Source organism: Kushneria phosphatilytica (assembly GCF_008247605.1).
Lineage (GTDB): Bacteria > Pseudomonadota > Gammaproteobacteria > Pseudomonadales > Halomonadaceae > Kushneria > Kushneria phosphatilytica.
Genome location: NZ_CP043420.1, coordinates 708,753 through 735,190 on the forward strand (window position 1 = coordinate 708,753; position 26,438 = coordinate 735,190).

Genomic DNA, 26,438 nt, shown 5'->3' on the forward strand with positions numbered 1-26,438 from the left:
GCGGACGCTGATGTCGCGAGGTTCGACCGGCGGGGTCTTCCTGCGTGTTTATATTGCCCTGGTAGCAGCGCTGCTGGTGATTCTGGCCGTCGGCCTTGTGGGTGTTTCACTGGTCAATGACTGGCGGGCGGACCAGTACCGTCAGCGTCTGGCCGAGGCGCCAATGACGCTGCTGACAGCACTGGTGGCTGCCCAGCCGGAGGAGCGCCGCAATGCCTGGCTCGAGCAGGAGCAGGAACGTACCGGTATGGGGTTGGCACTGACCGATACCGAAATGCTGGGGCTGGGCTATTGGGAACGGCGTGAGCTGGATCGGGGAGAAGTAGTGACTCGTCCCGCCAGTGGCGATTCGGGATGGCGACTCTTTCATCGCATGCCGGACTCGGACACGCTGCTGGTCGCGCATTTTACCGGTCTGTCCGAACGTCAGCCGCAGCAGCTGATGCTGATGCTGCGTCAGTGGCTCGATGCCGTGCCGGAAGACCAGCGCGAGGCGCGCTTCCAGACCCTGCGTGATCAGACCAGCCTGACCATGGGTATTGGCAGCGGCAGTCCGGCAGGGCTTTCCTCGAGTCAGCTGGAGCAGCTTGATGCCAACCAGGTGGTCATGAATGTTGAGCCTGAAAAGCCCAGTCTGACACTCTATACCCGGCTGGCGGATGGGCGCTGGATCACGGTCGGACCGGTCAGGCCCTTCGAGCCACTACCGGTGATCTCCATCGGTGTGGTGATGATGGTCATGCTGATTCTGATGGGCATCATCGTGTATCTGCTGGTGCGAGGCGTCGAATCGCGTCTGAGGCACATGGAGCGGGCCGCATCCCGTTTTGCCGCCGGTGATTTCGATGCGCGCGTCGAGGCGCGCGGCAGCGATTACCTCGGTCAGTTCGGGGCTGCCTTCAACAGCATGGCCGCTCAGGTACAGGCGGTACTCTCGGCCCAGCAGGAGATGATGCGGGCTGTTTCCCATGAGTTTCGTACACCGGTTGCCCGTATTCGCTTTGCCCTGCAGATGGTCGAAGACATGAGTGATTCGCCGACCATCAGACGTCAACTGGCGGAGGTCGATGGCGATATCGAATCGATTGACCGGTTGATTGATGAAATCCTCGCCTATGCTCGCCTCGATAGTGCTACCGAATCCGGCATGATGTTCGAACCGGTGCCAACGGCACTCATGCCGTTGGCTGAACAGGTGATCGGCTCGCTGGCACCCATGTATCCTGCGCTCGATATCACCGTGCGTGGCGATTCACCTACCGCTGATGTGGATGCCCGTTATATTCAGCGTGCCCTGCAGAATCTGGTCTCCAACGCCTGTCATCATGCTCGTCAGCGGGTCATGGTAACGATCAGCGTAGAGGAAGAGGTCGTCACTCTTGATGTCGAGGACGATGGGCCGGGGGTTCCTCGCCGTGATCGCAAGCGCATCTTCAAACCCTTCACCCGCCTTGATGACAGTCGGACTCGTCGTGGTGAGCGACAGGGCGGCTATGGGCTGGGCCTGGCCATCGTGGCCCGTGTGGTGCAATGGCATCAGGGGCAGGTCGCCGTCGATAGCTCGACTGTTCTGGGAGGGGCCAGATTCTCCCTGGTATTGCCCTTGCAGCGTGGCGATGAAGAGTCTTCGACTTCATCGACCCCATGAACACCTCAGCGGTGGCTGCCTTCACCCGCCGGCCGAATACCCGAGAGTACTGAAAATGAAGTTTCCCGGGCGGTACGCAGGAAATCTTCCATCCATGGCTGGCTCAGTTGTTCCTCGCGTATCGCGGCATAAAGTGTACGCCACAGACCGTGTTCTCCCAGTGACAGGGCGCGCACATAGCCGCGCTCGAGATATTCGGTCAGTGCCCAGTTGGGCAGGGCGCTGACGCCTCGCTCGCTCGCGACCAGCTGCATCATCATGATCGTCAGTTCGGCGGTGCGGATTTCGCGTGGGGCAATACCTGCCGGCGTCAGAAAATGCGAAAAGACGTCCAGTCGCGCCTGTTCTACCGGATAGGTAATGAGCGTTTCATCACGCAGGTCCTGTGGTTCGATCCAGTCCCGGCTGGCCAGTTTATGCTGGCGGGCTACCGCCAGCAGGCCTTCATAACGAAACAGCGGCGCATAGTGTATGCCGGTCAGCGGCTGGGGATCGGCGGTAATGACCAGATCCAGTTGTTCGCTGGACAGCAGGGGCAGGGGATCGAAGCTTTGGCCACTGGGGATGTCGACTTCCACCTCCGGCCAGTGATCGCGAAAGTGGTCGATGGTCGGCATCAGCCACTGAAAGCAGCTATGGCATTCAATGGCCATGTGTAACCGACCTTGTTCGCTCCCCGCCAGACGGCTCAGATCGCGTTCGGCCAGACGGATCTGTGGCAGTACCTGCTCGGCCAGTGTCAGAACACGCTGGCCCGCACGGGTGAATTGCACCGGGCGGGTTTTGCGATGGAAGAGCGGGCTACCGATACGCTCTTCCAGATCCTTGAGCTGATGTGACAGGGCAGACTGGGTGAGATGCACCCGTTCGGCGGCCTCCACCAGCGAACCGGTATCACGCAGGGCAATCAGGGTACGAAGATGACGGAACTCGAGCATTGTGAATTTTGTTCATTTTCCGAGTTGAGTGATTGAGCGCTTCTCAATCGTGCCTGTTCATGACACTGAACGCCAGCGCGACATTCGACGAGGCGCTTCATGAATCTGACAGGCGCACGTCGATTTGTCATTGCTTCATTCCGGGGGCGGCATGTTCAGAGCTCGTCTGTCGCCCGGCCGTGACGGCATTCCGAGGCCAGCAGTTGGGCATGTATCGCTGCCTGGCGGGCCAGGTCTGCCGGGCAGAAGGCTGTCGGGTCGACAATGCGTCTACCCAGTGCCTGCAGGGTGTTCAGTGAGCCATGGCGCCCATCAGAACTTCGCGCCGGAATCGCCTGCCAGGCGGCGTCTGGCGTATCCCGGCGGGCAATGGCAAAGGCGAAACTGTAGTTTCCCGGTAACCCCATACGCATGTCTGTCACTACCAGGCGGTTATCGATGATATCAAAGCGTCGAAATGGACCCGCGAACCATGCCAGCCGACGGCCTGCGGCAAACTTCAGTGTTGCAGGTGCCAGCTCGGTCGAGCGCGAGAAACTGTCCAGTTGTAGTTCATCAGCATCATCAAACAGGCTGATCATGCCCTCGAGCTGACGCTCGTCGTCGATGACGGTGACCCGCCACAGCAGACTGGTCAGCGGTGCCGGTTGAACCATGACGGCCTGATCCTCCAGCCCGCGGGCAGCCAGTTCCGGCGTCAGACGCGCCATGACCTCGGCTTTGGCGCCTATCGTAAAGGCCAGATAGAGCGACGACAGGCCGAGACCGATCATGGAGATGCGCCGCGGTTGACCCCGGATCAGGCCTGCGATCAGGGCGATCAGCATCGGCAGGGTATAAAGCGGATCGATAATGAAAATGGTCTTCCAGGCCACCGGCGGCGAGGAAATCGGCCACAGCAGCTGGGTACCGTAAGTGGTGAAGGCATCCAGTAGCGGATGGGTCAGCAGAATCAGGGCACAGAACCACCACCAGCGTTTGAAGCCAATGGCTCGTGTATGCCGCCAGCGCGATAGCAGTATCGCCAGCAGAGTAGCGACGCCGGTCAGTACCAGCAGGGAGTGACTGAAACTGCGGTGGTAGGTGTAATCGGCGACGGCATCACCGAAGTCGAGAAAACTATCGAGATCGGGGATTGTCGCCAGTACGGCGCCGGCGACGAGTGCGCGCCGGCCAAGCTGGCGGCCCAGTACGGCGCCGCCGAGGGTAGCGCCCAGACACGCCTGGGTGACCGAATCCATGTCCTCTCCTTGTGCTTCAGCGCAAACATGCCTTCCGCCCGCTACCCTGTGTAGCAGACAGCATCATCCATGGGTTTCAGGGAGTGTGGCATGCCGCTCGACAAGCGCCATCGCGAAGCCTTCAGGCAGTTATCAGCCGAGACCGAAGGCATCGACACGCAGATCTATCAGCGCTTCGGGCGCGATCCTGGCGAGCCCATTATCGGGCTGGGCAAGCGCAATGCGCGGCTGGGCTTCTTCGGACGTGATCCGGGTCGTGACGAGGTCAGGCACGGTGAGCCCTTTATCGGGGCTGGTGGGCAGATCGTTCGTCGGGTGCTCAGCGAACACCTGTATGGTGAGCCGCCGGCCGATTTCGAAGCGGCACAGAAGCTGGGCCGGGATTTCTTCTGGATCAATACGGTGCCCTACAAGCCTACGGGTAACAAGGCCTGGTCGATGAAGGTCAAGCGACGCTTTCATCCACTGATGCGCGAACTGCTGGTGACCCTCTGGGAGGGGCGCACCCTGATTACGCTGGGACGAGAAGCCTTTCTCTGGTTTGGCATCGATCAGCCGAAGGAAGAGCGTGATCGCTTGGAGGCGTTCTGGAAGCGGGAAGACCGTTTCGAGTCCTGCTGTGAGGTCACGCTGGAAGATCCGGAGGGTCGACAACAGACCTTCACGCTCTACCCGCTGCCGCATCCCTCGCCGCTCAATCAGACCTGGTATGCGCGCTTTCCCGGCCTCTTGAAGCAGCGGCTGGAACAGATCGAGCTGACATCTGATTCGCTGACTTTCTGACCGCTTTAGCCCACGAGGCATGAAAAGGGCGCCATCGCATTGCGATGGCGCCCGTACAGCCGTTGACCGACCAATCAGAAGCGATAGCTGACGGTGGCAGTCACGTTGCGTTCCTGGCCGTAGTAGCAGTTACGCAGGCTGGTGCAGGAAGAGACGTACTTCTTGTCCAGCAGGTTGTTGGCGTTGACCCGGACATTCAGCCCGTTCAGATCGGGCGTGAGCTGGCCCAGATCATAGGAGGCCATGGCGTCGACCAGAGTATAGGCCGGCACCTGCGTGGTGTTCTCATCATCCGCCCAGCTGCTGCCGACATAGCGTACCCCGGCACCCAGTGCCAATCCATTGAACCGACCACTGTCGAAGTCGTACTTGCCCCAGGCGGAGGCCATGTGGCGCGGGGCCTCGTAGGGTGTATTGCCTTCGGTGTCGTCCGTGGTTTTGACGTACTCCATATCGGTATAGGTGTAGGCCGCCAGCAGTGAGAACTGCTCGGTGAGATGGGTCTTCGCCGAGAGCTCTACCCCGTGGGTGCGCACCTTGCCGATGGGCTCATAGTAATTGGTGTCGGGGATCGATTCGGCCACATTGGTCTGGGTCAGACGGTAGACCGAGACGGTGTACTGATCCTCGGTGCCTGGCGGCTGATACTTGACCCCGGCTTCATACTGATTGCCCTCGGTCGGTCCCAGGATGTCACCATCTTCGCCTTCACGTGTATTCGGATTGAAGGACTCCGAATAGCTGAGGTAGGGCGAAATGCCGTTATCGAAGGCATAGAGCAGTCCCGCACGGCCGCTGAAGTGACTCTGGTTGTCGCGGGCGCTGGAGCCGTCATTGCGATCATCACTGGTCGCCCGGGCCCAGTCCTCGCGGCCGCTCAGATTCAGGCGCCAGCCGCCCAGTGCCAGCTGATCCTGCAGATAGACGCCGGTCTGCTCCACCTTGTGGCGGAAACTGTCGGCGGGTCTATTGTAGGTGACGCCGGGATTGCCATAGTCCGGATCAAAGGCGTTGATCGGGTTGGCATTGCCGAACTGCCAGGTACCGGTGTTCTGGCGGTGCTGGTAATCCAGCCCCACCAGCACGGTGTGTTTGACCGGGCCGGTATCGAAATCGGCCTGCAGCTGGTTGTCAACGGCATAGGCCTTCAGTGACTCATTGGAGCGGCTGGCACCGCGGTTCAGCATCTCGCCATCATCGACGTAATTCCTGCCATCGCTACCGACCGTGCTGTAGATCTGGTTGTAATCGATATCCATCGACAGGTAGCGGAAGTTCTGGCGCGCGGTGAAAATATCGTTGAAGCGATGCTCGAAGTGATAGCCGAACATCCGCTGGTAGCGATCGAAACGGTTGTAGCCGGGGTCACCATCGAAGAAGTGGCGGCTGATCTTGCGGCCATTGTGATCATGAATGGTGCCATCTGCCGGCACGAAGCCGTAGAAGCCGCTCTCGGGGTCATGTTGCAGATAGGCCATCAGCGTCAGCGTAGTGTCCTCGTCGGGGGCGAAGGTCACCGAGGGCGCAATGGTGTAGCGCTCCTGCTTGCTGTGGTGATACATGGTGTCCGAGGCGTCCGCCTGACCGACCAGCCGATAGGCGATGGTCTGGTCCTCATTGACCGGACCGCTGAAATCGAACCGGGCGGCGCGCTGACCGTTGGTGCCGAACTCCGTCTGCAGTTCGTGATAGGGCTGAAAGCGCGGACGCTTGCTGGTCAGGGCCACCATGCCGCCGGGCTGGTTCTGCCCGTAGAGCACTGAAGAGGGGCCCTTGAAGACATCGACACGCTCGAGGAAGTACGGGTCGATCTGGGGGGTGTTATAGGCGCCGGCATCGCCGAGTAACTTCAGCCCATCGAGATAGACATTATCGAGATTACTGGTCCCGCCAAAGCCGCGCAGGGTGATGAAGTCGTAGCGACTGTTGCCGGCACCGCGCCCACTGGCAAACACCCCCGGCGTGTAGCGCAGGGCCTGCTGGACCGATTCGGAGCCCTGATCCTCGATCTGCTGCCGGGTCACCACCGAAACCGACTGCGGCGTCTCGTTCAGTGGCGTATCGGTCTTGGTGGCACTGGTACTGGTATCGGCGGTATAGCCTTCGGTCGGCGCCAACGCGTCGCGCAGTCGATCCGACGTGACGGTGACGGTCTGAGCGGTGGTCGTCGTAGTGGCCGTGGTGGTGCTGGCGGTGTTATCGCCCTCGGCCAGTGCCGGCTGGGCCAGCGTGCCGAGTAGTGCGGTCAGCAGCAGGGAGCGGCCGACAGGAGGATGGAAATGGTAGCTGGGCGATGACGCTGACATGATCGCTTTGTTCCCTGGAATAAAGGCCCGTGCGGCGGGTCGTTTATCGAATACTCCGGTGCCTGAAAGAGAATGTTATTGATATTCAATCTCATTCGTGAGCCAATCCTACACCGGATGACAGGATTACGCACCCCCTCCGGCTCAGGATTGTTTCAGTCGGGCCGCACGGCATAACGGCCGCTGCCGATGAACAGCACGGCCAGGGCCGCACTGAGCAGTAGCACTTCCGTTTCGATGGCCCAACCACCGACCTGGTCGAGGGAGAACAGTGCGCCGCGCCTGAACAGCAGGAGGGCAACCAGCATATTGACCGCAGCGAGTGCGCCGCCCAGCCGGGCTCGCCATCCCAGTAACATCATCAGCGGGGCAACCAGCTCGCCCACAAAGACCAGCCAGGCAGCCTGTTCGGGCACGCCCCAGTGCTGTAACCGAGCGCCGATAGGGTGCACTGCGCTGCCATTGCCGACCTTGGCGATGCCATGCAACAGCAGGGTGATGCTCAAGCCCAGGCGCAGCAACAGCTTACCGACGGCTTCGTTGTAGAACAGGGTCATCATGATTCGGCTCCGATAATGGCGGCCATGACAGACTTTGCCAGCAATGCGGGTACAACCTGATGCAGGCCGCTCATTCGTGGAAAAGGCTCTCACCGGGCGGCCGTTACTTTGCCATCCCGGGCCATGGCATACCAGCGATCACTGGTTGAGCCTGCTATCATTGGCGCTGTCATGAGCATGATCGAGCACTATCGATCACCCATACGCGTGGAGCACTTTATGCAATATCTGCACACCATGGTTCGAATCAGCGACATCGATGAGTCGCTGCACTTCTTCTGCGATCTGCTCGGGATGAAGGAAGTGCGCCGACGGGAGAGCGAAAAGGGGCGTTTCACCCTGATCTTTCTCGCGGCCGACGAAGATGAGCAGCGCTCCAGCGAGCTCAAGAGCCCGGAACTGGAGCTGACGTGGAACTGGGATCCCGAAGAATTGACGAAGGATGCTCGCAACTTCGGTCATCTGGCCTATCGCGTGGAGAACATCTACGACACTTGCCAGAAACTCATGGACAACGGTGTAACGATCAATCGTCCGCCTCGTGATGGTCACATGGCGTTCGTGAAATCGCCCGACGGTATTTCGATCGAGCTGCTGCAAAAGGGCGATGCGCTGGATGCGCGCGAGCCCTGGGCGTCGATGGAGAATACCGGAAGCTGGTAACCCTGTAATTCCGGCTATTGTCGCAAAACCGCTCGATACACCGTATCGAGCGGTTTTTTCATGGCAAACGGGTGCTCCCGACAAGATCTAGCGTGTGGCGGGGCCGGGGATCAGGCGACCGATTCGTTCCACCAGCGTTGGAGCCAGCGGTGTGCACAAAAGCCAGGGCAGGATCAGCAGGGCGATCGACAGTGAGCCCATGTAGACATCGCTGAACCAGTGCGCGCCGACCATGATGCGTGGAGCGCTGAGCAGTACCACAAAGGCCATGCTCATCCATGCCGGTCGTCGATCGGCAAAACGCAGCATGAAGCCCGCGAAGATCATCAGCATCAATCCGTGATCTCCCGGAAAACTGTTATGAGCGCCATCCTTGGTAGGAATCGTAACGACATCGGTCAAATGGCGAGCGTGCTCGAAAAAACGCGTCGGGCTGGGATGACCGTAGCGGATGCCCTTGTCGGTCAGTAGCGCCATCAGTGCTGCGGTAAGCAGCATGGTCAGGCCAATACCCAGCCAGCGCCGGGTACGCTGTGGACGAGGGTCACGATGCATGGCATACCAGAACAGGACGCCCATGACGGCAAATGAGGCTGCGTCGAACAATCGATGATTCAGGATGGCCAGCAGATCATCCCACCATCCTCCCTGGGGCGAGATCAGGTCGTTGAAAAACCAGAAGATATGATCATCCAGATCGGTCCATACCATCAAATGCGGCAGACCCCAGCTGAGCAATAACAGAATACCCAGCGTGTTGAACAGCATGATGCGCTTGAGATACATGAGCCTTCCTTCCATCAGTGCCGCGGCCGGCTGATCACGCGCTGCTGAAGCAGTACCAGTGCGCGATCGAGAGGACCGACAAGTCCGTTGATAACAGGGGTGCAGAGCAGCCAGGGCAGGATGACCAGGGCCATGGCCAGTGAGCCCATGTAGACGTCGCTGACCCAGTGAGCGCCAACCATGATGCGTGGCGCGGTGGCGATTACGGTCATCAGCACCGCTGTCAGGGCAATTCGGCGCACCGCAAAGCGCAGCATGAAGCTGGCAAAGATCATGGCCATCAGTCCGTGATCACTGGGAAAGCTGTCCGATGCAGTATCCTTGGCCGGCAGGGTGGTCAGACTGCTCAGATGGTTGGCCTGGGGGAACCAGAGGGTGGGGCTGGGCCGCGCCAGCAGCAGATGATCATGCAGCAGACTGCCCAGCAGGGCAGCCACGATCGCCATGACCACCGAGATCGCCAGCCATTTGTGCCAGCTGCCCTGCCGATCCAGGCGCATGGCCATGAACAGCAGCACAAGCATGATGACAAACAGCACCTGATCGAATGCCCGGGTGTTGAGCAGCGCCATCAGTTCGGTCCAGTGGGGGTAGAGCGGCGTGATGAACTGATTGAAAAAGAAAAAGACATCGTCATCCAGTGATGTCCAGAACAACAGGGACGGTAGCCACCAGCTCAGTACCAGGGCAGCACCTGTCAGATTGTAGAAAAGTATCGGGCGCAGTTTCATGACGCGGATCGATGTTTACGGGCCAGCCCTCATGATAATTTAATCCTTTCATAAGGAACAGTGTTTTGTAACTGACTGTTCCTGAATGAACTACAGGCTCACCCAAATGATTGGCGTCTGCTTTGAGGGGATTTTATTGCTCGCAGGGGCTGGCTTGCTGGCAGGGCGACGGTTCACCTGATCCGGGGGCTGCAAGAAAAGGGCCCTGCAGTCGTCGACTACAGGGCCCTTTGCCCGGGGCTTGCGCCGGTTCAGGCTTCCAGCGCTTCGATGGTAGCTCGCTGCTCGCGCAGCACTTCACGATTTGACTGCGCCTCACGCAGTTTACCCTGTTCCTTTTCCACTACTTCGGCAGGAGCTTTTGCGGTGAAGTTCTCGTTGGCGAGTTTCTTCTCGATGCCGGCAATCACCTTATCCTGCTTTTCCAGCTCGCGATCAAGACGAGCCAGTTCGGCGTCCCGGTCAATCAGTCCGGCCATGGGCACCCGGACCTCCATGGCGCCAACACGCTGCACTGCAGATACCGGTACCTCATCGGGGGCGGCGAAGCGGACACTTTCCAGCCGCGCCAGTTTGCCGAGAAACAGCGCGTTGTCTTCCAGTCGCTGGCGGTCGCGCTTGTCACCGTGGGTGAGATAAACCGACAGGGTGCGCCCTGGCGCGATATTCATCTCGCCCCGGATCTCGCGGATGGCGACGATCACACCCTTGAGCCACTCGATGTCCTCGATGGCAGCTTCGTCGATGCGGGTGGTCTCCGCTACCGGCCAGGGCTGGGTCATGATCGAGGTGCCGAGACGCTCGACGTCGACACCGGCGAGGATCGATACTTTCTGCCAGATCTCCTCGGTGATGAACGGCATCATCGGATGGGCCAGGCGCAGAATGGCCTCGAGTACCTGCACCAGGGTCCGGCGAGTCCCCCGCTTGGCTTCCAGCGGAGCGGCTTCATCCCATAGCACCGGCTTGGAGAGTTCCAGGTACCAGTCGCAATACTCGTTCCAGATGAACTCGTAGAGCGCCTGGGAGGCGTGATCAAAGCGGTACTCTTCAAGCGCTTTGGTGACCTGGGCTTCGGTCTGCTGCAGCCGCGAGATGATCCAGCGATCGGCCAGCGACAGCGTTACTTCGCCATCAAGCCCACAATCCTCGCCCTCTGTATTCATCAGCACGTAACGGGCAGCATTCCACAGCTTGTTGCAGAAGTTGCGATACCCTTCCAGCCGGCCCATGTCGAACTTGATGTCGCGTCCGGTCGTCGCCAGCGACAAAAAGGTGTAGCGCAGGGCGTCAGTACCGTGTGCCTCAATGCCGGCCGGAAATTCCGTCTTCGTCGCCTTGGCGATCGATTTCGCCTTCTGCGGCTGCATCATGCTGTCGGTGCGCTTTTCGACCAGGGTGTCGAGCTCGATGCCATCGATCAGGTCAATGGGATCAAGCACATTGCCCTTGGACTTGGACATCTTCTGCCCCTGGGCGTCACGTACCAGTCCGTGCACATAGACGGTTTTGAAAGGTACCTCGCCGGTAAACTTCAGGGTCAGCATGATCATTCGGGCGACCCAGAAGAAGATGATGTCGAAACCGGTCACCAGGGTGCTGGTCGGGTGGAAGGTTGCAAGCTCCGGGGTCTGTTCCGGCCAGCCGAGTGTTGCGAAGGTCCACAGTCCCGAGCTGAACCAGGTGTCGAGTACATCCTCGTCCTGATGCAGGGCCAGATCGGCAGCCAGCCCGTGTTTTTCGCGGACTTCGGCTTCATTGCGCCCTACGAAGACGTTGCCCGCCTCGTCGTACCAGGCCGGGATCCGATGCCCCCACCAGAGCTGGCGCGAAATGCACCAGTCCTGCAGATCACGCATCCAGGCGAAGTACATGTTCTCGTAGTTCTTCGGCACGAAGCGGATATCGCCGTTCTCGACGGCAGCGATCGCCGGCTTCGCCAGCTCCTCGACAGCCACGAACCACTGATCGGTCAGCAGTGGTTCGATGACATCGCCCGAACGATCGCCATAGGGCAGGGTATTGGTGATGGTTTCGACCTTCTCCAGCAGCCCCAATGCCTCCATATCAGCGACAATACGCTCCCGTGCCTCGAAACGAGGCAGACCACGATAGGCCTCGGGCAGGGTCGGGTCGATATCGTCACGAGGCTGGCCGTCCAGGGTAAATACCTCGGCCACCTCGCGGATGTGCGCCTGGCGGGTGAAGACATTGATCAGTGCGCTGTCATGGCGGCGTCCCACAGCGTAGTCATTGAAGTCGTGGGCGGGCGTGATCTTGACGCAGCCCGAGCCCTTTTCCATGTCGGCATGCTCATCGGCGACGACCGGAATGCGCCGACCCACCAGCGGCAGCTCGACATACTGCCCGATCAGCGACGCGTAGCGTTCATCCTGTGGATTGACCGCGACACAGGTGTCACCCAGCAGCGTTTCGGGACGCGTCGTGGCGACAATCAGATGATCCTCGCCGGCAGCAGTGGTGACCCCATCGGCCAGCGGGTAGCGGAAGTGCCAGAACTGGCCCTGTTGCTCACGGTTTTCCACCTCCAGATCGGAGATGGCCGTCAGCAGCGTCGGGTCCCAGTTGACCAGCCGTTTGCCCCGATAGATCAGTCCTTCATCATGCAGTCGTACGAAGACTTCCTGCACGGCCTTGTAGAAGCCGTCGTCCATGGTGAAGCGCTCGCGCGACCAGTCGACGCTGGCGCCCATTCGGCGTAACTGACGGGTGATATGGCCACCGGACTGCTGCTTCCACTCCCAGATACGATGAATGAAGGTGTCACGGCCGAGTGTATGGCGATCCGGTTGTCCCTCGGCGGCCAGACGGCGCTCGACCACCATCTGGGTTGCGATGCCGGCATGATCGGTACCTACCTGCCAGAGCGTGTTATGGCCCTGCATCCGCTTGAAGCGTACCAGGGTATCCATCAGCGTGTCCTGGAAGGCATGACCCATATGCAGGCTGCCGGTCACGTTGGGCGGCGGAATCATGATCGAAAACGGGGTGCCCTGACCGCTGGGAGCGAACCGGTGGTCGGCTTCCCAGCGCTGATACCAGCGGGTTTCGATCGATTCGGGTTGGTAGGTCTTGTCCATGAGGCTCGCGGCGTTGTTGAAAAAGGCTGGAAAGGGCAGCGCGAAACGCTGAAATGGGAATGAGTATAACGTCAGCCCGAGCAGCGTTCTAACCTGGCGCGCATCGGGATATCGGAGAGCAGGCCTTGCGACGACCGGTATCGCTCATCAACCCTCGATGTGGTGGGCCTGAACGCTATAACCGCGACTCTTGTAGGTCTGCCAGCATTCGCGCTTGGCGTTGAGAATGCCCTGGTGCTGGTTGATGATTTCGGCGACTCGCTCGAAGCGTGAAAACCAGGCAGGAATCTGGGGATGCAGGTTGAGCAGGGCCTCGATGCCGGGTTCGGGCGTGTCCTGCCAGCCAATGGTGACCGGTGCGGGAGGCTCGCCTGCCTCACCCAGCAGCGCATGGGGGACGAAGGCATCGAAGCGGAAATTCCACAGCCGTTCATCGAACTCCCGTCCCATAGCTTCATCCTCGGTATGAATGTGCAGACGATACCCCTTGCGATGAATGGTCTCGGCCAGCCGACAGGCGAAGTCGAGGCGGGCGTCGAGTGTGGTCTGGGGAAGAATATAGAAATCGATGCGCGTCATGCGGTGTGCCTGAAAGTGTCTGCAGCGGGTCACGCCTCGGTGCAGGTCGGCCGGGAGCACCCGGCCGACCCGGGGCCTGTCATCGGGTCGGGCAGGAGGGCCTGCCGATGAGTCGGGTCATACGCCGCCGTCGATATCCAGACGGGCGCCGGTAGTGAAGGAAGCCTCGTCGCTGGCCAGCCAGAGTATGCCACCGGCAATCTCGCGTGCTTCGCCGGCACGACCCATGGGAATGCCCTTGCTCGAATTGTCCGGTTTGTCGGGATTGCCGCCGCTGGCATGAATGTCGGTGCGTACGACACCCGGACGAATGGCGTTGACGCGAATACCCTCGGCGGCCACTTCTTTCGCCAGCCCTTCGGTGAAGGTATCGATGGCCCCCTTGGAGGCGGCGTAGTCGACATATTCGCCCGAGCCGCCCCGGTGCGAAGCCGCCGACGAGATGTTGATGATCGAGCCGCCCTGGCCGCCATGCTTCGTGGACATCCGTTTGACGGCTTCACGGGCACACATGAAGGGGCCGGTGACGTTGACGCGCATCATGCGATCGACCCGTTCGAAGCTCATCTCGTCGACGCGGGCGACCTGATCGATGATACCGGCGTTGTTGACCAGCACGTCGAGTCGACCCAACTCGCGGTCGACGGTGTCGAACAGCCGCACGATATCGGCCTCAACCGCCATGTCGGCCTGCACGGCAATGGCGCGTCCGCCTGCCTGTTCAATCTCGCTGACGACCCGCTCGGCGGCTTCCGAGTCGCTGCGATAGTTGATGGCGACCTGATAGCCACGTTCGGCAGCCAGTGTCGCAGTGGCGGCCCCGATGCCGCGGCTGCCGCCGGTAATGAGCATGGTCCGGCTCATGACGTCTCTCCCTGGTTGCATGATCAGTTCCAAGGCAGGGCGAAGTGTTTTTCACCCTGCCTGTACAAGGCTCAGGCGAGCCGGGTCAGCCAGCCATGGGTATCCTCGGCCCGGCCATACTGCAGATCGAGCAGCTGTTTGCGCAGGCGCTTGCCGATTTCGCCGCCTTCCTCGCCAGCACCACCGATACGCCCATGCTCGGTGACCAGCTCGCCGATCGGGGTGATGACTGCTGCGGTACCGCAGGCGAAGACTTCGCTGATCTCGCCGGAGTTGACCCCCTCGCGCCACTCGTCGATGCTGATGGGGCGCTCCTCCGGGGTCAGCCCGGCATCGCGGCCCAGCTGCAGGATGGAATCCCGGGTGACGCCCTCGAGAATGGTGCCGGTCAGCGCGGGGGTGACCAGACGGCCATCACGATAGACGAAGAACAGGTTCATGCCGCCGAGTTCCTCGACCCATTTGTTTTCGACCGCATCCAGGAAAGCGACCTGATCGCAATCGTGGCTTTCGGCTTCCTGCTGGGCGGCCAGCGAGGCAGCGTAATTGCCACCGCACTTGGCGTAACCGGTGCCACCCGGCGCAGCGCGGTTATAGTTCGAGGAGAGCCAGATCGATACCGGCTTGACGCCACCCTTGAAATAGGCAGCGGCTGGCGAGGCGATGACATAGTAGTCGACTTCCTTCGACGGTTTGACGCCGAGGAACTTCTCGCTGGCGATCATGAAAGGGCGCAGATAGAGGCTGGATTCCTCGGCCTCGCTGGCCGGCGTCGGCACCCAGTCGATGTCCTGACGCACCAGGGTGCGCAGTGATTCGATGAAGGTGGCATCATCCAGTTCCGGCAGCGCCAGACGGCGTGCCGAGGCACGAAAGCGCGCGGCGTTCTTCTCCGGACGGAAGGTCCAGACCGAGCCGTCGGCGTGCCGATAGGCCTTGATGCCTTCGAAAATCTCCTGGGCGTAATGCAGTACCGAAGCGGCGGGGTCCAGCGTCAGTGGACCATAGGGCCGCAGCTCACCGCTGTGCCAGCCATCATTTTTCGTCCAGCGGACATGCACCATGTGGTCGGTGAAATAGCGGCCGAAACCGGGATTGGCCAGAATTTCGGCCCGCACGTTGGCCTCGGTGGCCTGGGTGGTCGGGCGGATGTCAAAAGCTGGGGTGGTCACTGCATCTTTCTCCATTGCCGGGCAGATGCCGAAGCGATGAGGACTCCGGCCAATCCGTTCAGAATGACACAAGGCATTGCATGCGGGGAAGCTCGCCCCGACAGCGGGGCGAGACAGTTACCCGATTACTCGCCGGATTGCCGCTCGGCGCAATCGAGCAGGTACTGCGACAACAGCCCTACCGGTCTTCCGGTGGCGCCTTTCTTGCCATTCCATGCAGTACCGGCAATGTCGAGGTGGGCCCAGGGCCATTCACCGACAAAGCGTGACAGGAAGCAGCCTGCCGTAATGGCGCCGGCCTTGCGCCCGCCTATGTTGGCCATGTCAGCGAAAGCGGAGTCGAGCTGGCTCTGATACTCATCCCAGAGCGGCAGGCGCCAGGCGCGATCCCAGGCGGTAGTGCCGGCTTCGGTAATCCGCTCGGCCATGGTGTCCTCGTTGCTCATCATGCCGATGGCGTGAGAGCCGAGTGCAATGACGCAGGCGCCGGTCAGGGTTGCAATATCAACCACCGAGGCCGGCTGATAGCGATCGGCGTAGGCCAGTGCATCGCACAGTGCGAGTCGGCCTTCGGCATCGGTATTGAGCACTTCGACCGTCAGACCCTTGAGGGTGGTCACGATATCGCCCGGCCGCATCGCCTGGCCATCGGGCATGTTCTCGGCGGAGGCGACGATGCCGATGACATTGAGTTTTGGCTTCATTTCCATGAGGGCACTCATGGTACCGAACACCCCGGCGGCGCCGCCCATGTCATACTTCATCTCGTCCATGTCCGCGCCCGCCTTGATCGAGATGCCGCCGCTATCGAAGCTGATGCCCTTGCCGATCAGCACATGAGGCGCTTCGTCAGGATCATCGGCGCCCCGATACTCCATCACGATCAGCCGCGAAGGCTCGGCGCTACCGCGACCCACGGCCAGTAGTGCTCCGGCGCCCATTTCCTCCAGCGCCTGTTCATCGTGTACGGTAACCGTGAGATCGCCGCTGCGTCCCATGGCTTCTGCCTGGGTGGCCAGATAGCTCGGAGTGCAGATATTGCCTGGCAGATCCCCCAGCCGGCGCGCGACATTGATGCCGTTGCCGATGGCAGCGCCAATGTGTACGCCGGTCTCGGCCTGATCGGCTTCACTGGGATCGCTGACCAGCAGGGCAAGCTGGCGCAGCGCGATCGGTTCGCTGCGCTGCGACTTGCATTCATCGAAGCGATAGGCGGCGCGCCGGGCGGATTCGGCGATCATGCGCGCCTTCCAGTCAATACCGCGCGGTCCCAGTTCGGTATCGGTAAAGGCAATGGCCGCTTCTTCGATCGGTAGCTTGAGCAGGGCGCTCATGGCCGCATCGAGTGCGGTACGAAAACGCGCTTCGTTGAGTTTCTCCTGCTCGCCGAAACCGACCAGCAGCAGGCGAGCGGTATTAAGCCCGGGGGCAAACGGAACCAGTTGGGTGGCGCCGAGGTCCCCGGTAAAGTCACCACGTTCGATCAGCTGACCGATCAGCCGCTCGCTGGCGTCGTCGAGCCGTGCCGCCGCCGGAGGCAGATGACTGCCCTTGATGACGGGCACGACGATACAATCGGCTTCCGCGCGCGCCGGATTGACGGTAAGGACTGAAAATTCCATGACGACTCCACAAGACAGGAAAACCTGGATTGGCGATAATGCCGGCGCCGTCGACGCCGGTAACGGCATTGAGGGCCCCTGAAGGCCGATTTGCGCATGATGGCACCAGTTTACGCAATGGTACGCGCTCTTGCATGCCACCAGGCAGAACCGGCAGGCATGATCGACATGAACATCTCCCGGTTGGAGCCGACGCAACGGAGACCCCGGCTTGATCGTTTATCGCTATCTGACCCGTGAAATCCTGACCACCATGGGCGCCGTGACCGGTGTCCTGCTGCTGGTCATCATGGGCAACAAGTTTATCCGTTACTTCAGTGACGTGGCCGAGGGTGACTTCCCGGCCAGTCTGCTGGGTAGCCTGATGCTCTATAACATGCCCAGTTTCGTGCAGCTGATCCTGCCGCTGGCGTTCTTTCTCGGCATCATGCTGGCCTATGGCCAGCTCTACCTGAACAGTGAAATGACGGTGCTGTCCGCCTGCGGCATCAGCCCGCGTTCGGTGCTGGGAGCAACACTCTGGCCGGCGGCACTGGTGGCGATACTGGTGGGGGGCTGCAGTCTCTGGCTGACGCCCTATGGCCTGGCCCACAATGAGGCGATGCTCGATCAGCAGAAGGATCAGGCCGATTTCAGTGCGCTGGCGCCAGGACGCTTTCAGGAAATTGGCGATCGCACGGTCTATGCCGAAAGCATCGATGGCGATAACAGTCGCATGCACAATGTGTTCATTGCCGAATCCGATCGGCGTGCCGATGGTTCCCGTCGCCAGATTCTGACGCGTGGTGAAAGCGGTTATCAGACCAGCGGTAGTGGCGACAACGGCAACAGTCGCTATCTGGTACTCACCGATGGCGCACGTTACGCCATTACGCCCGGTGATCATCGCGCCGAACGGCTGGAGTTCGAGACCTACGCGCTGCGCCTGCAGGACCAGGCCGAGCAGACCAGTTATGACGATACCGAGCTGCTCTCCACTGGTGCGCTGCTTTCGCGTCAGGACGAGGGCGCCATGGCGGCGCTGCAGTGGCGGCTGTCGCTGGCACTCATGGTGCCCATCCTGACCCTGATTGCATTGCCGTTGTCGCGCGCCAGCCCACGCCAGGGACGTTTTGCCAGGGTGCTGCCGGCCATCTTTATCTATATCGCCTACATGAGTCTGCTACTGGCCGCCCAGGATGCCCTGAGCAATGGACGTTACAGTGCTGCCATCGGCATGTGGCCGATTCATGTCATCTTTCTGCTGATGGGACTTTGGCTGTCGTGGCGCGATGGCGTCGTGGGAGGAAGACGCTGATGCTGCTCAATCGACTCGATCGCTACACGGCTCGCACCGTACTGGTGTCGATGTTCATGGTGCAGGTGTTGCTGCTTGGGCTGGACTTCGTCATCAATTTCATCAGTGACATCGAGGATGTCACCGATTCCTATACCACGTTCAACGTGCTCTTCTACACTTTTCTGCGCCTGCCATGGCGGTTCTATCAGTATGCGCCGGTCAGCGTATTGATCGGTGCACTGGTGGGGCTGGGGGCGATGGCCTCCAACAACGAGCTGACGGTCATGCGTGCGGCAGGCCGCTCATTGTTGCGTATCCTGTGGAGCGTGATGAAGCCGCTGGGACTGGTGATCATCATTACCATGCTGGTGGGTGAATTCGCGGCGCCCTGGAGTGAGCAGTATGCCCAGTCCTTTCGCGCCGAACAGCGTCAGGGCAGCAGTGTGGCGTCCGAGGATGGGGGCTGGCAGCGCGAGGGCGACAGCTTCTATCGCTTCGGTTCGATTCGCACCGACGATACGGTGATCGATTTCAATCGCTATCGCTACGATGGTCAGCAGCTGGTCGAGGCGCAGCATGCCGATCGAGTGGTGCATGAAGATGGTCAGTGGGTCCTGCACAATATTCGTACGACTCACATCAACGACGACAATACGACCACCTCGACCCGTGAGAGTGCCACCTGGCAGACCTCGCTGACCCCGGAACTGCTGCGACTGATCATTACCGATCGTGACAGTCGTTCGATGACCGACCTGTGGCGATATGCCCACTATCTCAATAGTCAGGGCCTTTCGGCGACCAGTTCGTGGCTCTACTTCTGGCAGAAGCTGCTGTTGCCACTGATGCTGGCCTCACTGGTGCTGGTAGCGGCCTCGTTCGTCTTTGGTCCGCTGCGTAGCGTGGCCGCGGGCACCCGGGTGTTCTACGGCACCATCGTGGGGCTGACATTCAAGTATCTGCAGGATCTGCTGGCGCCAGCGGCCACCGTCTTTGGCTTCTCCCCGATCTGGGCGATTCTGACACCCACCCTGGGCTGTTTCCTGCTGGGCTTTTATCTGCTGCGCCGCTCGGCATGACGGGGCTGCTGCGTCCGGTCTGGATGCGTCGACAGCTCAGCGGACCCTGGCGATGGTCCGGTGCCGGATGGCAGTGGTGGCTGGCTGGTCCCGACGGCAGGCAGCCTGCTCGCTGCCTTGATGACTACCTGCATCACGATGATTCATCAGCGGTGGTACAACTGCGTGCCAAGCAGTCGAGACCCCGCTGGTGCTATCGCATTGATGATCTTTCCGGGCCGGAGCAGCACTGGTTTGCCAAACGCATGGTACTGTCCCGGCGTCAGCGGCCAGGCGCGCTACTGGGGCTGAGTCATCGCTGGGTGGGTCTGGCCCATGGCAGCGCCGAGTTCCATCATGCCCTGATGTTGTCACAACGTACTTCACTGGGTGTGACCATGCTGGCGCTGGGCGAACGCCTCGAAAGCGGCATGCCGGCAGAGCAGGCACTGATCAGTGAGTGGCTGGGAGAGTGGACGACCTTTGGCCATGCCCTGGCGTCATCGCCTGGCGCCCGTCGGGTGGCGCTGATGAGTGCCCTGATGGAGGCGCTGCGTCAACTCTACAATGCCGGTATCTGCCATATGGATCTGCATCCCGGCAATCTGCTCGCCCCCCGGGCACGGCCTGGCGAAAACGACCGGCCACTACAGCTGAAAGTGATCGATTGTGCACGTGTCAGTCTCAAGGCTGCACCGGACGCTGCAACGGCGATTCATCTCGGGGTGCTGATCCATGAACTGAATGGCAAGCGCGATGGCCTCGATCCGGTGTTGGAACAGGCAGCGGGCCATCTGCTGAGGGCCATCGTCGGGCACCCGGGGCCGGCGGTCGAAAGGTTGCTCTCACTGGTGTTGCGTTACTCCACCAAGAAGCCTTTCTCGCGTCACTCATTGATCGCCCGCTCACCCGAACGATTGCCGCTCGATCGGATCGAACGCGAACTGCGAGAGATGATCGCACGTCGCCCACCCCAGACCATCGAGCCGGTCATGGCAGGCCCTGAACTGGCAGCTCTGATCGAAACCGCGCTGGATCAGGCAGCTGATATTCCGATGCGATGATGGTACCAGTAGTGCATCAGCCGGGCCGGCCATCGTCGGGTCAGAGGAGAGCGCAACAGCGTTTGCCCGAGCTGGGGACTGAAGGCATGACGTGCACGCCAGCATAGCCCGGCCCAACGCCCACTGGTGACCGCCGCCAGCGCTTCGGGCTGATGCCGGCGGCTGTGATGGTTGGCCTGCTCGATCCGGCGTAACCACTGCTCTGCCCAGATCAGGTAGTCGGCAGTCAATGCCTCACCCAGTTTGCCCGGTCGTGAAAGGTCGTAGTGCCCTGCCAGTTCCTCCTGAGAGGGCGCGAGCCCGATCTCTTCGAGCGCTCGTCGACAGATGGCCTCCTTGCGTTCTCGACCGACTTCGCCGGTCTGACGGGTAAAGCGTGCAGCGTGCTCCCGGCCACACACCAGAATCTGTGGCAGATTGGCCATGCGGTGAGTACGTGAAAGGCGCTGATGCAGGTCGTAGTCCTGACAGCGGGGAAATGACTCGTCATAACCACCGATCTCACGTAACAGCGCCGTGCGAGCGAGAATGGTGCGATTGGTCAGGGCGCAGTAAAAGGGCAGACTGGCATCGACTTCTGCAGCAGATACCGGGCGACGGCGAACGCGTTTCAGCATTCGGCCGTGCTCATCCATGAAATTGCAGGCACTGCCGATCTGAGCCAGTTCGGGATGACGATCCAGCATGGCGACCTGTCGGGTGAGTCGTTCGGGCCAGGCGCGATCATCGCTGTCGAGCAGCGCAATATATTCGCCTCTTGCCAGTGCCAGCCCGCGGTTGCGGGTGGCCGGAATGCCCAGGTTACCCGGATTGGTTTCAACCCTCAGTCGTGGATCGCGGTATTGAGCCAGCACGTCCAGCGTGGCATCGGTCGAGCCGTCATCGACAATCAGCAGCTCCAGGTCCGTATAGGTCTGTTCAAGGATGCTGTCGACCGCCGTCACGATATAGTGCTGACGATTATGGACAGGTATGAAGACAGTGACCCGTGGGGGAGAAGACATGGGGTTCACTCCTGCCAGTGACGTTCGCCGGCGCGGCGCCTGATCTCTTCAACGGTTGCCTGCATTTCATCCGGTACCGGCATGGCAGGCGGTTGGAAGGCAGGTTGATCCGCGCCCTGCAGTGGCTGACAGAGCCCACGGATACGCAGCGTTTCGCCGAGGTGCTTGAGATCGCGCGGCGTGCGTACGATGCCCTGGGAATGGAGGCGATCAAAGAAGCGGCCGCGCCAGTCCTGCTGGCGGTGGGTGCCGCGGGCGCTGGTCTGGCGGGTGCGCTGATTCATCCATTCCACGATCCTGGCCTGGCGCCGGGCCCTGCGAGAGAGGGGGAGTGGCTTCAGCTGATAGAGCCAGACAGGACGATGGGTTCTGATGGCTTCGGCCATCATGGAAGCGCTGTCATCAGAGACAATGAACCCATCCGAGAGCGCCAGCAGGGCGGGATGGAAGTGGTCCTGTTGTTGTGGCTGCCATTCGTTCAGATAGCTCGGGACGGCAAGCTCTTCGCGCAGCGCGTCGATGACCGCTTTCGGCGTCCGCGGGCTGGTTGTGATCAGCAGTGACCCGCCATGCTGCTCTGCCAGCCCGGCCGCCGTCTGGAGCATCTCTCTGGCATCCTCGGCCTCGAACTTCTGCAGGCTCGTGGTGCCGCCTACCAGCACGCCATACCAGGGGCGTGGCAGGTGGTCAAGCCGACGCTGCCAGGCTTTCAGAACATCGTCTGCCACGGCCGGTGGCCGGTTGAGGGGGAGCAGGTTGTGGTGAATGTGTTCGCGTGCCGGCAGACCATACTGAGGCGTGGTCACAATCAGGTCGAACCAGTGTAGCGGGGCCCGCGGGCGCCCCAGCCAGATCAGCTGAGTGCGGCCACCCGAGTGACGCTGAATCCAGCGGGCGATATTGACAGTGCGGCGTCCGGTGCTCATGACAATATCCGGCCACGGTCCCTTGAGCTCTCCCAACTGCTTCGCTTTGACGCCTCGCAGTGAAGGCCGGGTCAGTAGCATCAGGCGGGCTGGCTTGAAATCGATCAATGGCGGTTTTTCAACCACTCGCCAGTTCAGCTCCTTTCCCAGCGCACGCAACTGGGCATTATCACCGGCATGTTCGCTCAGCAGCAGCCAGACGACGGGCTGAGCCGACTCGGCGGGCTGTTCGGTTCGGGCGCCGGTCATGGCAGATTGGACAACTTCCACTCGATTGCTGCTGCCACGCCGGATATCGAGCTGCCAGACCAGCCGGGGATGATGTTGTGCCAGCGTCCGAAGCTGGCGTTGCCACCAGTGGATGCTGTGCAGGGCCGTATCTGCGGCCCGGGCATCTGCAGAGAGGTGCAGTCCGATATACAGCAGTCGCTGACTGTAGCGTGCCAGCCGTTCCAGCACCCAGGGAATATCCTCGCCGGGCAGATGTTCCAGCAGACCGGTGACGGCCACACCGTCGGCACAGTCGTCGCCGAGTGATTGCAGTGAGTGTTGGTTAACCCGGTCAACCGGTAGAGGCGCGTTGGCAGCAACCTGAGCTGACGGATGACACCAGATCAGGTCATGCAGTGACATGTCAGCGGCGAGTCGAATGGCTCCCTCGCTGGCGGTAAAGGCGGGAATCGACTGCTGTTCGAGCGTTTTCAGTGCGCCCTCGAACCAGGGGCTCGGCGCTTCGGCTGTAAAGGGGCCATAGTGACGGGCATCCGCTTCCCGTTCGAGCTCGAACCAGAGATCCTCCAGCGGATGGGCATGATAGGAGTAGGTGGTGGGTGTCGGCTGCCAGGGCTGTTTATGGAGTGCCGTGTAGTGCAGCACTCTCGCCGTCAGTTCCGAATACTCCTCATCACGGGTATTCCAGCCGCCATCCAGAGCTCCCCAGAGACCGGTCTTCTCAGCGGCGCTGGCAATCAGCTGGCGTTTGCTCTGCTGACGAGCCGTATCCAGATTCCACAGGGGCAGCATCCGGGCGCAATCGATCAGCATGACCGAAGTATCCTCCGGCGAGATCGATAGATAGCCATGTTCTGTCAGTGGCAGATCGAACAGGTGAGCGGGATCTTCCAGATAAATCTGATCGACATCGTTATAAATGGCGCGGCCTTTACCACCGGCAAACGCGGGGATGGCATAGCGGTAATTGGTAAAGCCGGTGCGCCACTGGCTTTGATCGAATCCATCCAGATCCTTCATCAGATAAACTCGGTACTCGCGATCCGGGTTGCGATGCTTTTCCACTGAAAACAGAAAGATGCGCTGAGCACGGACCTGTGCCTGTTCGGTTCCCAGGTAGATGCAAACCGGAGGGGCGTCTGGCGATGAATCGTTCAGGGCTGGAAAGACCACACAGTGCGGCATATCCGGGCTGGCGGCGCGTTCAATCTGCAAGGGGGCTTTCGGGATGGATGTACTGGTTGGCAGAGGCATGGAGTGTCCGGGTTATGAAACGATGTTCATGAAGATTAAGGAAACATTAACAACTCCTTGTGGGGAACGGAAGCAGTCGCTCTGCCCGCGATGCTGGCGAGAAGATTGGATTGAGCAGGAAGAAGCAAGGGCGGGCTACTCTTGCCGGTAGCGCTCGCCTGCGCGCAGTCGCATTTCTTCGACCGTGGCTTCGAGTTCATCATTCATGGGAATACTCCTGCGAGCTTCGGGATCAGACGCCGGCCCGTCAGCCAGGGGCTGGATCAGCCCACGGATTCGCAAGGTACGATCGAGCAGGTTCAGATCGCGCGGCCTGACCAGCAGACCCCGCGTAAAAAGAAAATCATGAAAGCGACCCTGCCAGTTCTGCTGTCGATGAACGCCACGATGATTGAGTTGCCGGGTACGTCGACAGAGCCAGTCATGCAGCGCGTTAAAAAGCCGGTTGGTAAAAGAGGGCGAGACACTTTCCAGTGCATAAATCCAGGTAGGCTGCCGGGTGGTAATGGCTTCGGCCATCATGGAAGCACTGTCATCGGAAACGATGAATCCGTCACAGAGCGCCAGATAAGCCTGATGCGGATTATCCCCCCCCTGGTGTGTCTGCCAGTCATAGGTAAAGGCAGGGACGTCAATCTGCTCGAAGAAGGCTGTAGTGACGTCGGGTGGTGTGCGCGGGCTTGTCGAGACCAGTAGTGAGCCGCCCCGGTCTCGCGCCAGTGCACAGGCCTGTCTGGCCATGCGTACGGCGTCTTCGACAGGGAAGGGTTTTGCTCGCGTAGCACCACCGATCATGACACCCAGCCAGGGGCGAGGCAGTGCGCTCAGGTGCTGGCGCCACGCCTCCCGGGCGGCATCATCATGATTCGGTCGGTTGAGTGGTAACAGGTTATGGATGATGTGATCGCGTGCCGGCAGGCCATACTGGGGTGTGGTGGCGATCAGATCGAAGTGATCAAGAGCGACCCGGGGCCGGCCCAGCCAGAACAGCTGAGTGCGTTGTCCTGATTCGCGGCGAATCCAGCGGGCGACATTGACACTGCGGCGGCCGATGCCCAGGACGATATCAGGCCAGGGAGGTGCGAACTGATTCCGATTGCCGGGATGCAGGATTTGCAGGGTTGGGCGGGCGCCCTGCAACAACCGCATTGAACGGGCTCGAAAGACCAGAGGTTTCTCCTCCCAGGGCCAGCCGAGCCAGTCGGCCAGTAGCCGGAGCTGGGCGTTGTCGCCCCGATGTACTCCGGTGAGTACCCATACGCTGGGCTGCGTATGCTCGGGCACATCTGACAGGCGGGCGCCTGGCAGTGTAGAGCTGACCACTTCCATTTTGCGTCGGCTGCCGCGACGAATATCGAGGTGCCAGCTCAGATGAGGGTGATGCCGGTTCAGTCGGCGGAGCTGTTGCCGCCACCAGTGCGTCATGCTCAGGGGCAGCCCCTGATGCACATTGGTGGAGAGTTCCAGGCCGACATAAAGCAACCGGCGGGAACGCTGTGCCAATTGCTCCAGCACCCAGGGGATATCCTCGGCGGGCAGATGTTCGAGCAGATGAGTGACGGCTACGCTATCTAGGGGCGTCAGTTCATCGGCTGGGCTTGTCTGCAGCTCGCTGATGAGCTCAGCCGGTGTGCAGGTCCGGTAACAGGCGGCAGGCAGAGGCGGATTGTCCGCATGTTGCGCCGGACGACACCAGAGCAGCGCTTGCAGGGAGAGATATTCAGCCGTATCGCGAGCGGTCCTGCCAGGAGAAAAGGCAGCGCTCGATAGCGCTTGTAACGTGCTCAGAGCACCTTCGAACCAGGGGCTGGGCGTCGCGGCGCTGAAAGGACCATAGCCCTGAACATCGGCTTCGCGCTCAAGACCGAACCAGATATCCGCCAGGGGGTGGGGCTGATAGGAGTATCGATCCGGCATCGGCTGCCAGGGCTGCTGATGCAGCGCCGTAAAGTGCAACAGGCGTGGTGTCTGATCGGCATACTCTTCATCGCGGGTATTCCAGCTGGCATCAAGCGGCGCCCAGAGCCCGGTTATATGCTCGACATGATGCAAAAGGTTCTGCTTGCTATAGCGTCTGGCCGTATCCTGATTCCAGTAATGCGCCATGCGCTCACAGTCGAGCAGCATGACGGATGTTTCCTCGGGGGAGAGCGCAAGATAACCATGCCCGCCCATCGGCAGATCGAAGAGGCGGGCAGGGTCCTCCAGATAAATCTGACCGACATCATTGTAGATGGCGCGCCCCTGACCTTCTGCCAGTGTCGGGATGGCATAGCGGTAATTGGTAAATCCGGTGCGCCAGTGGTGGCGATCAAACCCCGCCATGTTCTTCAGCAGGTAAATGCGATATTCCCGCTGCGGATCGCGAACCTTTTCGATGGAGAACAGGAAGATGCGCTGAGCACGCACCTGAGCCGTTTCGCTGCCGACATAAATATGAACCGGCGGCCGCCGCTCGCCAACGGGTTCCAGAACCGGCAGTACCACGCAGTGAGGCATGTGAGGGGTGGTAGCGCGTTCGACGTGGATCGGGCGCGAGGCAATCGAAGAGGTAGGCAATCTTGTCACATGGGTGTCCGGTCGCATTGCCGCCATGGTGCCCGGGAAATTTTAAGGTGGTGTTAAATG

20 protein-coding genes are annotated in these 26,438 nt (G+C 60.7%); 6 read left to right on the top strand and 14 right to left on the bottom strand.

Annotated features, from left to right (window positions below; genetic code table 11):
- The first annotated feature begins 10 nt into the window (after positions 1–10).
- Positions 11–1,648 (top strand): ATP-binding protein, encoded by a 1,638-nt coding sequence (locus tag FY550_RS03095; protein ID WP_149054350.1) that lies wholly within the window; start codon positions 11–13, stop codon positions 1,646–1,648.
- A 5-nt stretch (positions 1,649–1,653) separates the two neighbouring features.
- Here FY550_RS03095 and FY550_RS03100 read toward each other — a convergent pair whose 3' ends face one another.
- Together FY550_RS03100 and FY550_RS03105 are read right to left on the bottom strand one after the other, a co-directional pair.
- Positions 1,654–2,586, bottom strand: coding sequence for a LysR family transcriptional regulator (locus FY550_RS03100; protein ID WP_149054351.1), 933 nt, complete (start codon positions 2,584–2,586; stop codon positions 1,654–1,656).
- Between the two features lie 155 nt (positions 2,587–2,741).
- On the bottom strand, positions 2,742–3,827 hold the full coding sequence (locus FY550_RS03105) for a metal-dependent hydrolase (protein ID WP_070981620.1): 1,086 nt from the start codon (positions 3,825–3,827) through the stop codon (positions 2,742–2,744).
- Between the two features lie 90 nt (positions 3,828–3,917).
- On the opposite strand from FY550_RS03105, the gene FY550_RS03110 reads away from it, so the two are divergent.
- Positions 3,918–4,610 (top strand): uracil-DNA glycosylase family protein, encoded by a 693-nt coding sequence (locus tag FY550_RS03110; protein ID WP_070981623.1) that lies wholly within the window; start codon positions 3,918–3,920, stop codon positions 4,608–4,610.
- 74 nt (positions 4,611–4,684) lie between these two features.
- Here FY550_RS03110 and FY550_RS03115 read toward each other — a convergent pair whose 3' ends face one another.
- Together FY550_RS03115 and FY550_RS03120 are read right to left on the bottom strand one after the other, a co-directional pair.
- Positions 4,685–6,916: a TonB-dependent siderophore receptor gene (locus FY550_RS03115; protein ID WP_070981625.1), complete on the bottom strand. Its 2,232-nt coding sequence runs from the start codon at positions 6,914–6,916 to the stop codon at positions 4,685–4,687.
- 155 nt (positions 6,917–7,071) lie between these two features.
- Positions 7,072–7,476: a DoxX family protein gene (locus FY550_RS03120; RefSeq protein ID WP_070981628.1), complete on the bottom strand. Its 405-nt coding sequence runs from the start codon at positions 7,474–7,476 to the stop codon at positions 7,072–7,074.
- 219 nt (positions 7,477–7,695) lie between these two features.
- Between FY550_RS03120 and FY550_RS03125 the strand changes: the two genes are divergently transcribed.
- Entirely contained in the window at positions 7,696–8,139 is a 444-nt protein-coding gene (locus FY550_RS03125) for a VOC family protein (RefSeq protein ID WP_070981911.1), read from the top strand.
- Positions 8,140–8,226: 87 nt separating this feature from the next.
- Here the strand turns inward: FY550_RS03125 and FY550_RS03130 are convergent, their stop codons facing one another.
- The 7 genes from FY550_RS03130 to FY550_RS03160 all read right to left on the bottom strand — a co-directional run bounded on the left by FY550_RS03130 (position 8,227) and on the right by FY550_RS03160 (position 16,994).
- Positions 8,227–8,925 (bottom strand): phosphatase PAP2 family protein, encoded by a 699-nt coding sequence (locus tag FY550_RS03130; RefSeq protein WP_084388294.1) that lies wholly within the window; start codon positions 8,923–8,925, stop codon positions 8,227–8,229.
- Between the two features lie 14 nt (positions 8,926–8,939).
- Positions 8,940–9,656: a phosphatase PAP2 family protein gene (locus tag FY550_RS03135; protein ID WP_149054352.1), complete on the bottom strand. Its 717-nt coding sequence runs from the start codon at positions 9,654–9,656 to the stop codon at positions 8,940–8,942.
- Positions 9,657–9,907: 251 nt separating this feature from the next.
- Complete coding sequence (locus tag FY550_RS03140) at positions 9,908–12,757, bottom strand: valine--tRNA ligase (RefSeq protein ID WP_070981635.1); 2,850 nt, start codon at positions 12,755–12,757, stop codon at positions 9,908–9,910.
- A 147-nt stretch (positions 12,758–12,904) separates the two neighbouring features.
- Entirely contained in the window at positions 12,905–13,336 is a 432-nt protein-coding gene (locus FY550_RS03145; protein WP_149054353.1) for a DNA polymerase III subunit chi, read from the bottom strand.
- Positions 13,337–13,453: 117 nt separating this feature from the next.
- Positions 13,454–14,200, bottom strand: coding sequence for a glucose 1-dehydrogenase (locus tag FY550_RS03150; protein ID WP_070981640.1), 747 nt, complete (start codon positions 14,198–14,200; stop codon positions 13,454–13,456).
- 71 nt (positions 14,201–14,271) lie between these two features.
- Positions 14,272–15,372: a branched-chain amino acid aminotransferase gene (locus FY550_RS03155; RefSeq protein ID WP_233350264.1), complete on the bottom strand. Its 1,101-nt coding sequence runs from the start codon at positions 15,370–15,372 to the stop codon at positions 14,272–14,274.
- Between the two features lie 125 nt (positions 15,373–15,497).
- Positions 15,498–16,994 (bottom strand): leucyl aminopeptidase, encoded by a 1,497-nt coding sequence (locus tag FY550_RS03160; RefSeq protein ID WP_070981645.1) that lies wholly within the window; start codon positions 16,992–16,994, stop codon positions 15,498–15,500.
- Between the two features lie 211 nt (positions 16,995–17,205).
- Here FY550_RS03160 and lptF point away from each other — a divergent pair, with 211 nt between their 5' ends.
- From lptF to FY550_RS03175, 3 genes are read left to right on the top strand one after another with little or no spacing between them, the layout of a single operon-like run.
- A complete protein-coding gene (gene lptF / locus FY550_RS03165; RefSeq protein WP_149054354.1) occupies positions 17,206–18,291 on the top strand; it encodes an LPS export ABC transporter permease LptF in 1,086 nt (361 codons plus the stop codon).
- Complete coding sequence (lptG, locus tag FY550_RS03170) at positions 18,291–19,352, top strand: LPS export ABC transporter permease LptG (protein WP_149054355.1); 1,062 nt, start codon at positions 18,291–18,293, stop codon at positions 19,350–19,352. Before lptF ends, lptG begins: the two co-directional genes overlap by 1 nt.
- On the top strand, positions 19,349–20,395 hold the full coding sequence (locus FY550_RS03175; protein WP_070981649.1) for a protein kinase family protein: 1,047 nt from the start codon (positions 19,349–19,351) through the stop codon (positions 20,393–20,395). The genes lptG and FY550_RS03175 overlap by 4 nt, the downstream gene beginning before the upstream one ends.
- Here FY550_RS03175 and FY550_RS03180 read toward each other — a convergent pair.
- From FY550_RS03180 to FY550_RS03190, 3 genes are all read right to left on the bottom strand, one after another.
- Complete coding sequence (locus FY550_RS03180) at positions 20,368–21,399, bottom strand: glycosyltransferase family 2 protein (protein WP_070981651.1); 1,032 nt, start codon at positions 21,397–21,399, stop codon at positions 20,368–20,370. The genes FY550_RS03175 and FY550_RS03180 overlap by 28 nt on opposite strands.
- A gap of 5 nt (positions 21,400–21,404) precedes the next feature.
- Entirely contained in the window at positions 21,405–23,810 is a 2,406-nt protein-coding gene (locus FY550_RS03185) for an ELM1/GtrOC1 family putative glycosyltransferase (protein ID WP_070981653.1), read from the bottom strand.
- Between the two features lie 135 nt (positions 23,811–23,945).
- Positions 23,946–26,378, bottom strand: coding sequence for a mitochondrial fission ELM1 family protein (locus FY550_RS03190; RefSeq protein ID WP_168169373.1), 2,433 nt, complete (start codon positions 26,376–26,378; stop codon positions 23,946–23,948).
- Positions 26,379–26,438: the final 60 nt, after the last annotated feature.

Coding starts and splice junctions, on each gene's coding strand:
- FY550_RS03110 (WP_070981623.1), top strand. CDS start 3,918: ATGCCGCTCGACAAGCGCCATCGCGAAGCCTTCAGGCAGTTATCAGCC.
- FY550_RS03130 (WP_084388294.1), bottom strand. CDS start 8,925: ATGTATCTCAAGCGCATCATGCTGTTCAACACGCTGGGTATTCTGTTA.
- FY550_RS03180 (WP_070981651.1), bottom strand. CDS start 21,399: ATGTCTTCTCCCCCACGGGTCACTGTCTTCATACCTGTCCATAATCGT.
- FY550_RS03160 (WP_070981645.1), bottom strand. CDS start 16,994: ATGGAATTTTCAGTCCTTACCGTCAATCCGGCGCGCGCGGAAGCCGAT.
- FY550_RS03175 (WP_070981649.1), top strand. CDS start 19,349: ATGACGGGGCTGCTGCGTCCGGTCTGGATGCGTCGACAGCTCAGCGGA.
- FY550_RS03120 (WP_070981628.1), bottom strand. CDS start 7,476: ATGATGACCCTGTTCTACAACGAAGCCGTCGGTAAGCTGTTGCTGCGC.
- FY550_RS03115 (WP_070981625.1), bottom strand. CDS start 6,916: ATGTCAGCGTCATCGCCCAGCTACCATTTCCATCCTCCTGTCGGCCGC.
- FY550_RS03150 (WP_070981640.1), bottom strand. CDS start 14,200: ATGAGCCGGACCATGCTCATTACCGGCGGCAGCCGCGGCATCGGGGCC.
- FY550_RS03125 (WP_070981911.1), top strand. CDS start 7,696: ATGCAATATCTGCACACCATGGTTCGAATCAGCGACATCGATGAGTCG.
- FY550_RS03135 (WP_149054352.1), bottom strand. CDS start 9,656: ATGAAACTGCGCCCGATACTTTTCTACAATCTGACAGGTGCTGCCCTG.
- lptG (WP_149054355.1), top strand. CDS start 18,291: ATGCTGCTCAATCGACTCGATCGCTACACGGCTCGCACCGTACTGGTG.
- FY550_RS03105 (WP_070981620.1), bottom strand. CDS start 3,827: ATGGATTCGGTCACCCAGGCGTGTCTGGGCGCTACCCTCGGCGGCGCC.
- FY550_RS03145 (WP_149054353.1), bottom strand. CDS start 13,336: ATGACGCGCATCGATTTCTATATTCTTCCCCAGACCACACTCGACGCC.
- FY550_RS03095 (WP_149054350.1), top strand. CDS start 11: ATGTCGCGAGGTTCGACCGGCGGGGTCTTCCTGCGTGTTTATATTGCC.
- FY550_RS03140 (WP_070981635.1), bottom strand. CDS start 12,757: ATGGACAAGACCTACCAACCCGAATCGATCGAAACCCGCTGGTATCAG.
- FY550_RS03100 (WP_149054351.1), bottom strand. CDS start 2,586: ATGCTCGAGTTCCGTCATCTTCGTACCCTGATTGCCCTGCGTGATACC.
- FY550_RS03185 (WP_070981653.1), bottom strand. CDS start 23,810: ATGCCTCTGCCAACCAGTACATCCATCCCGAAAGCCCCCTTGCAGATT.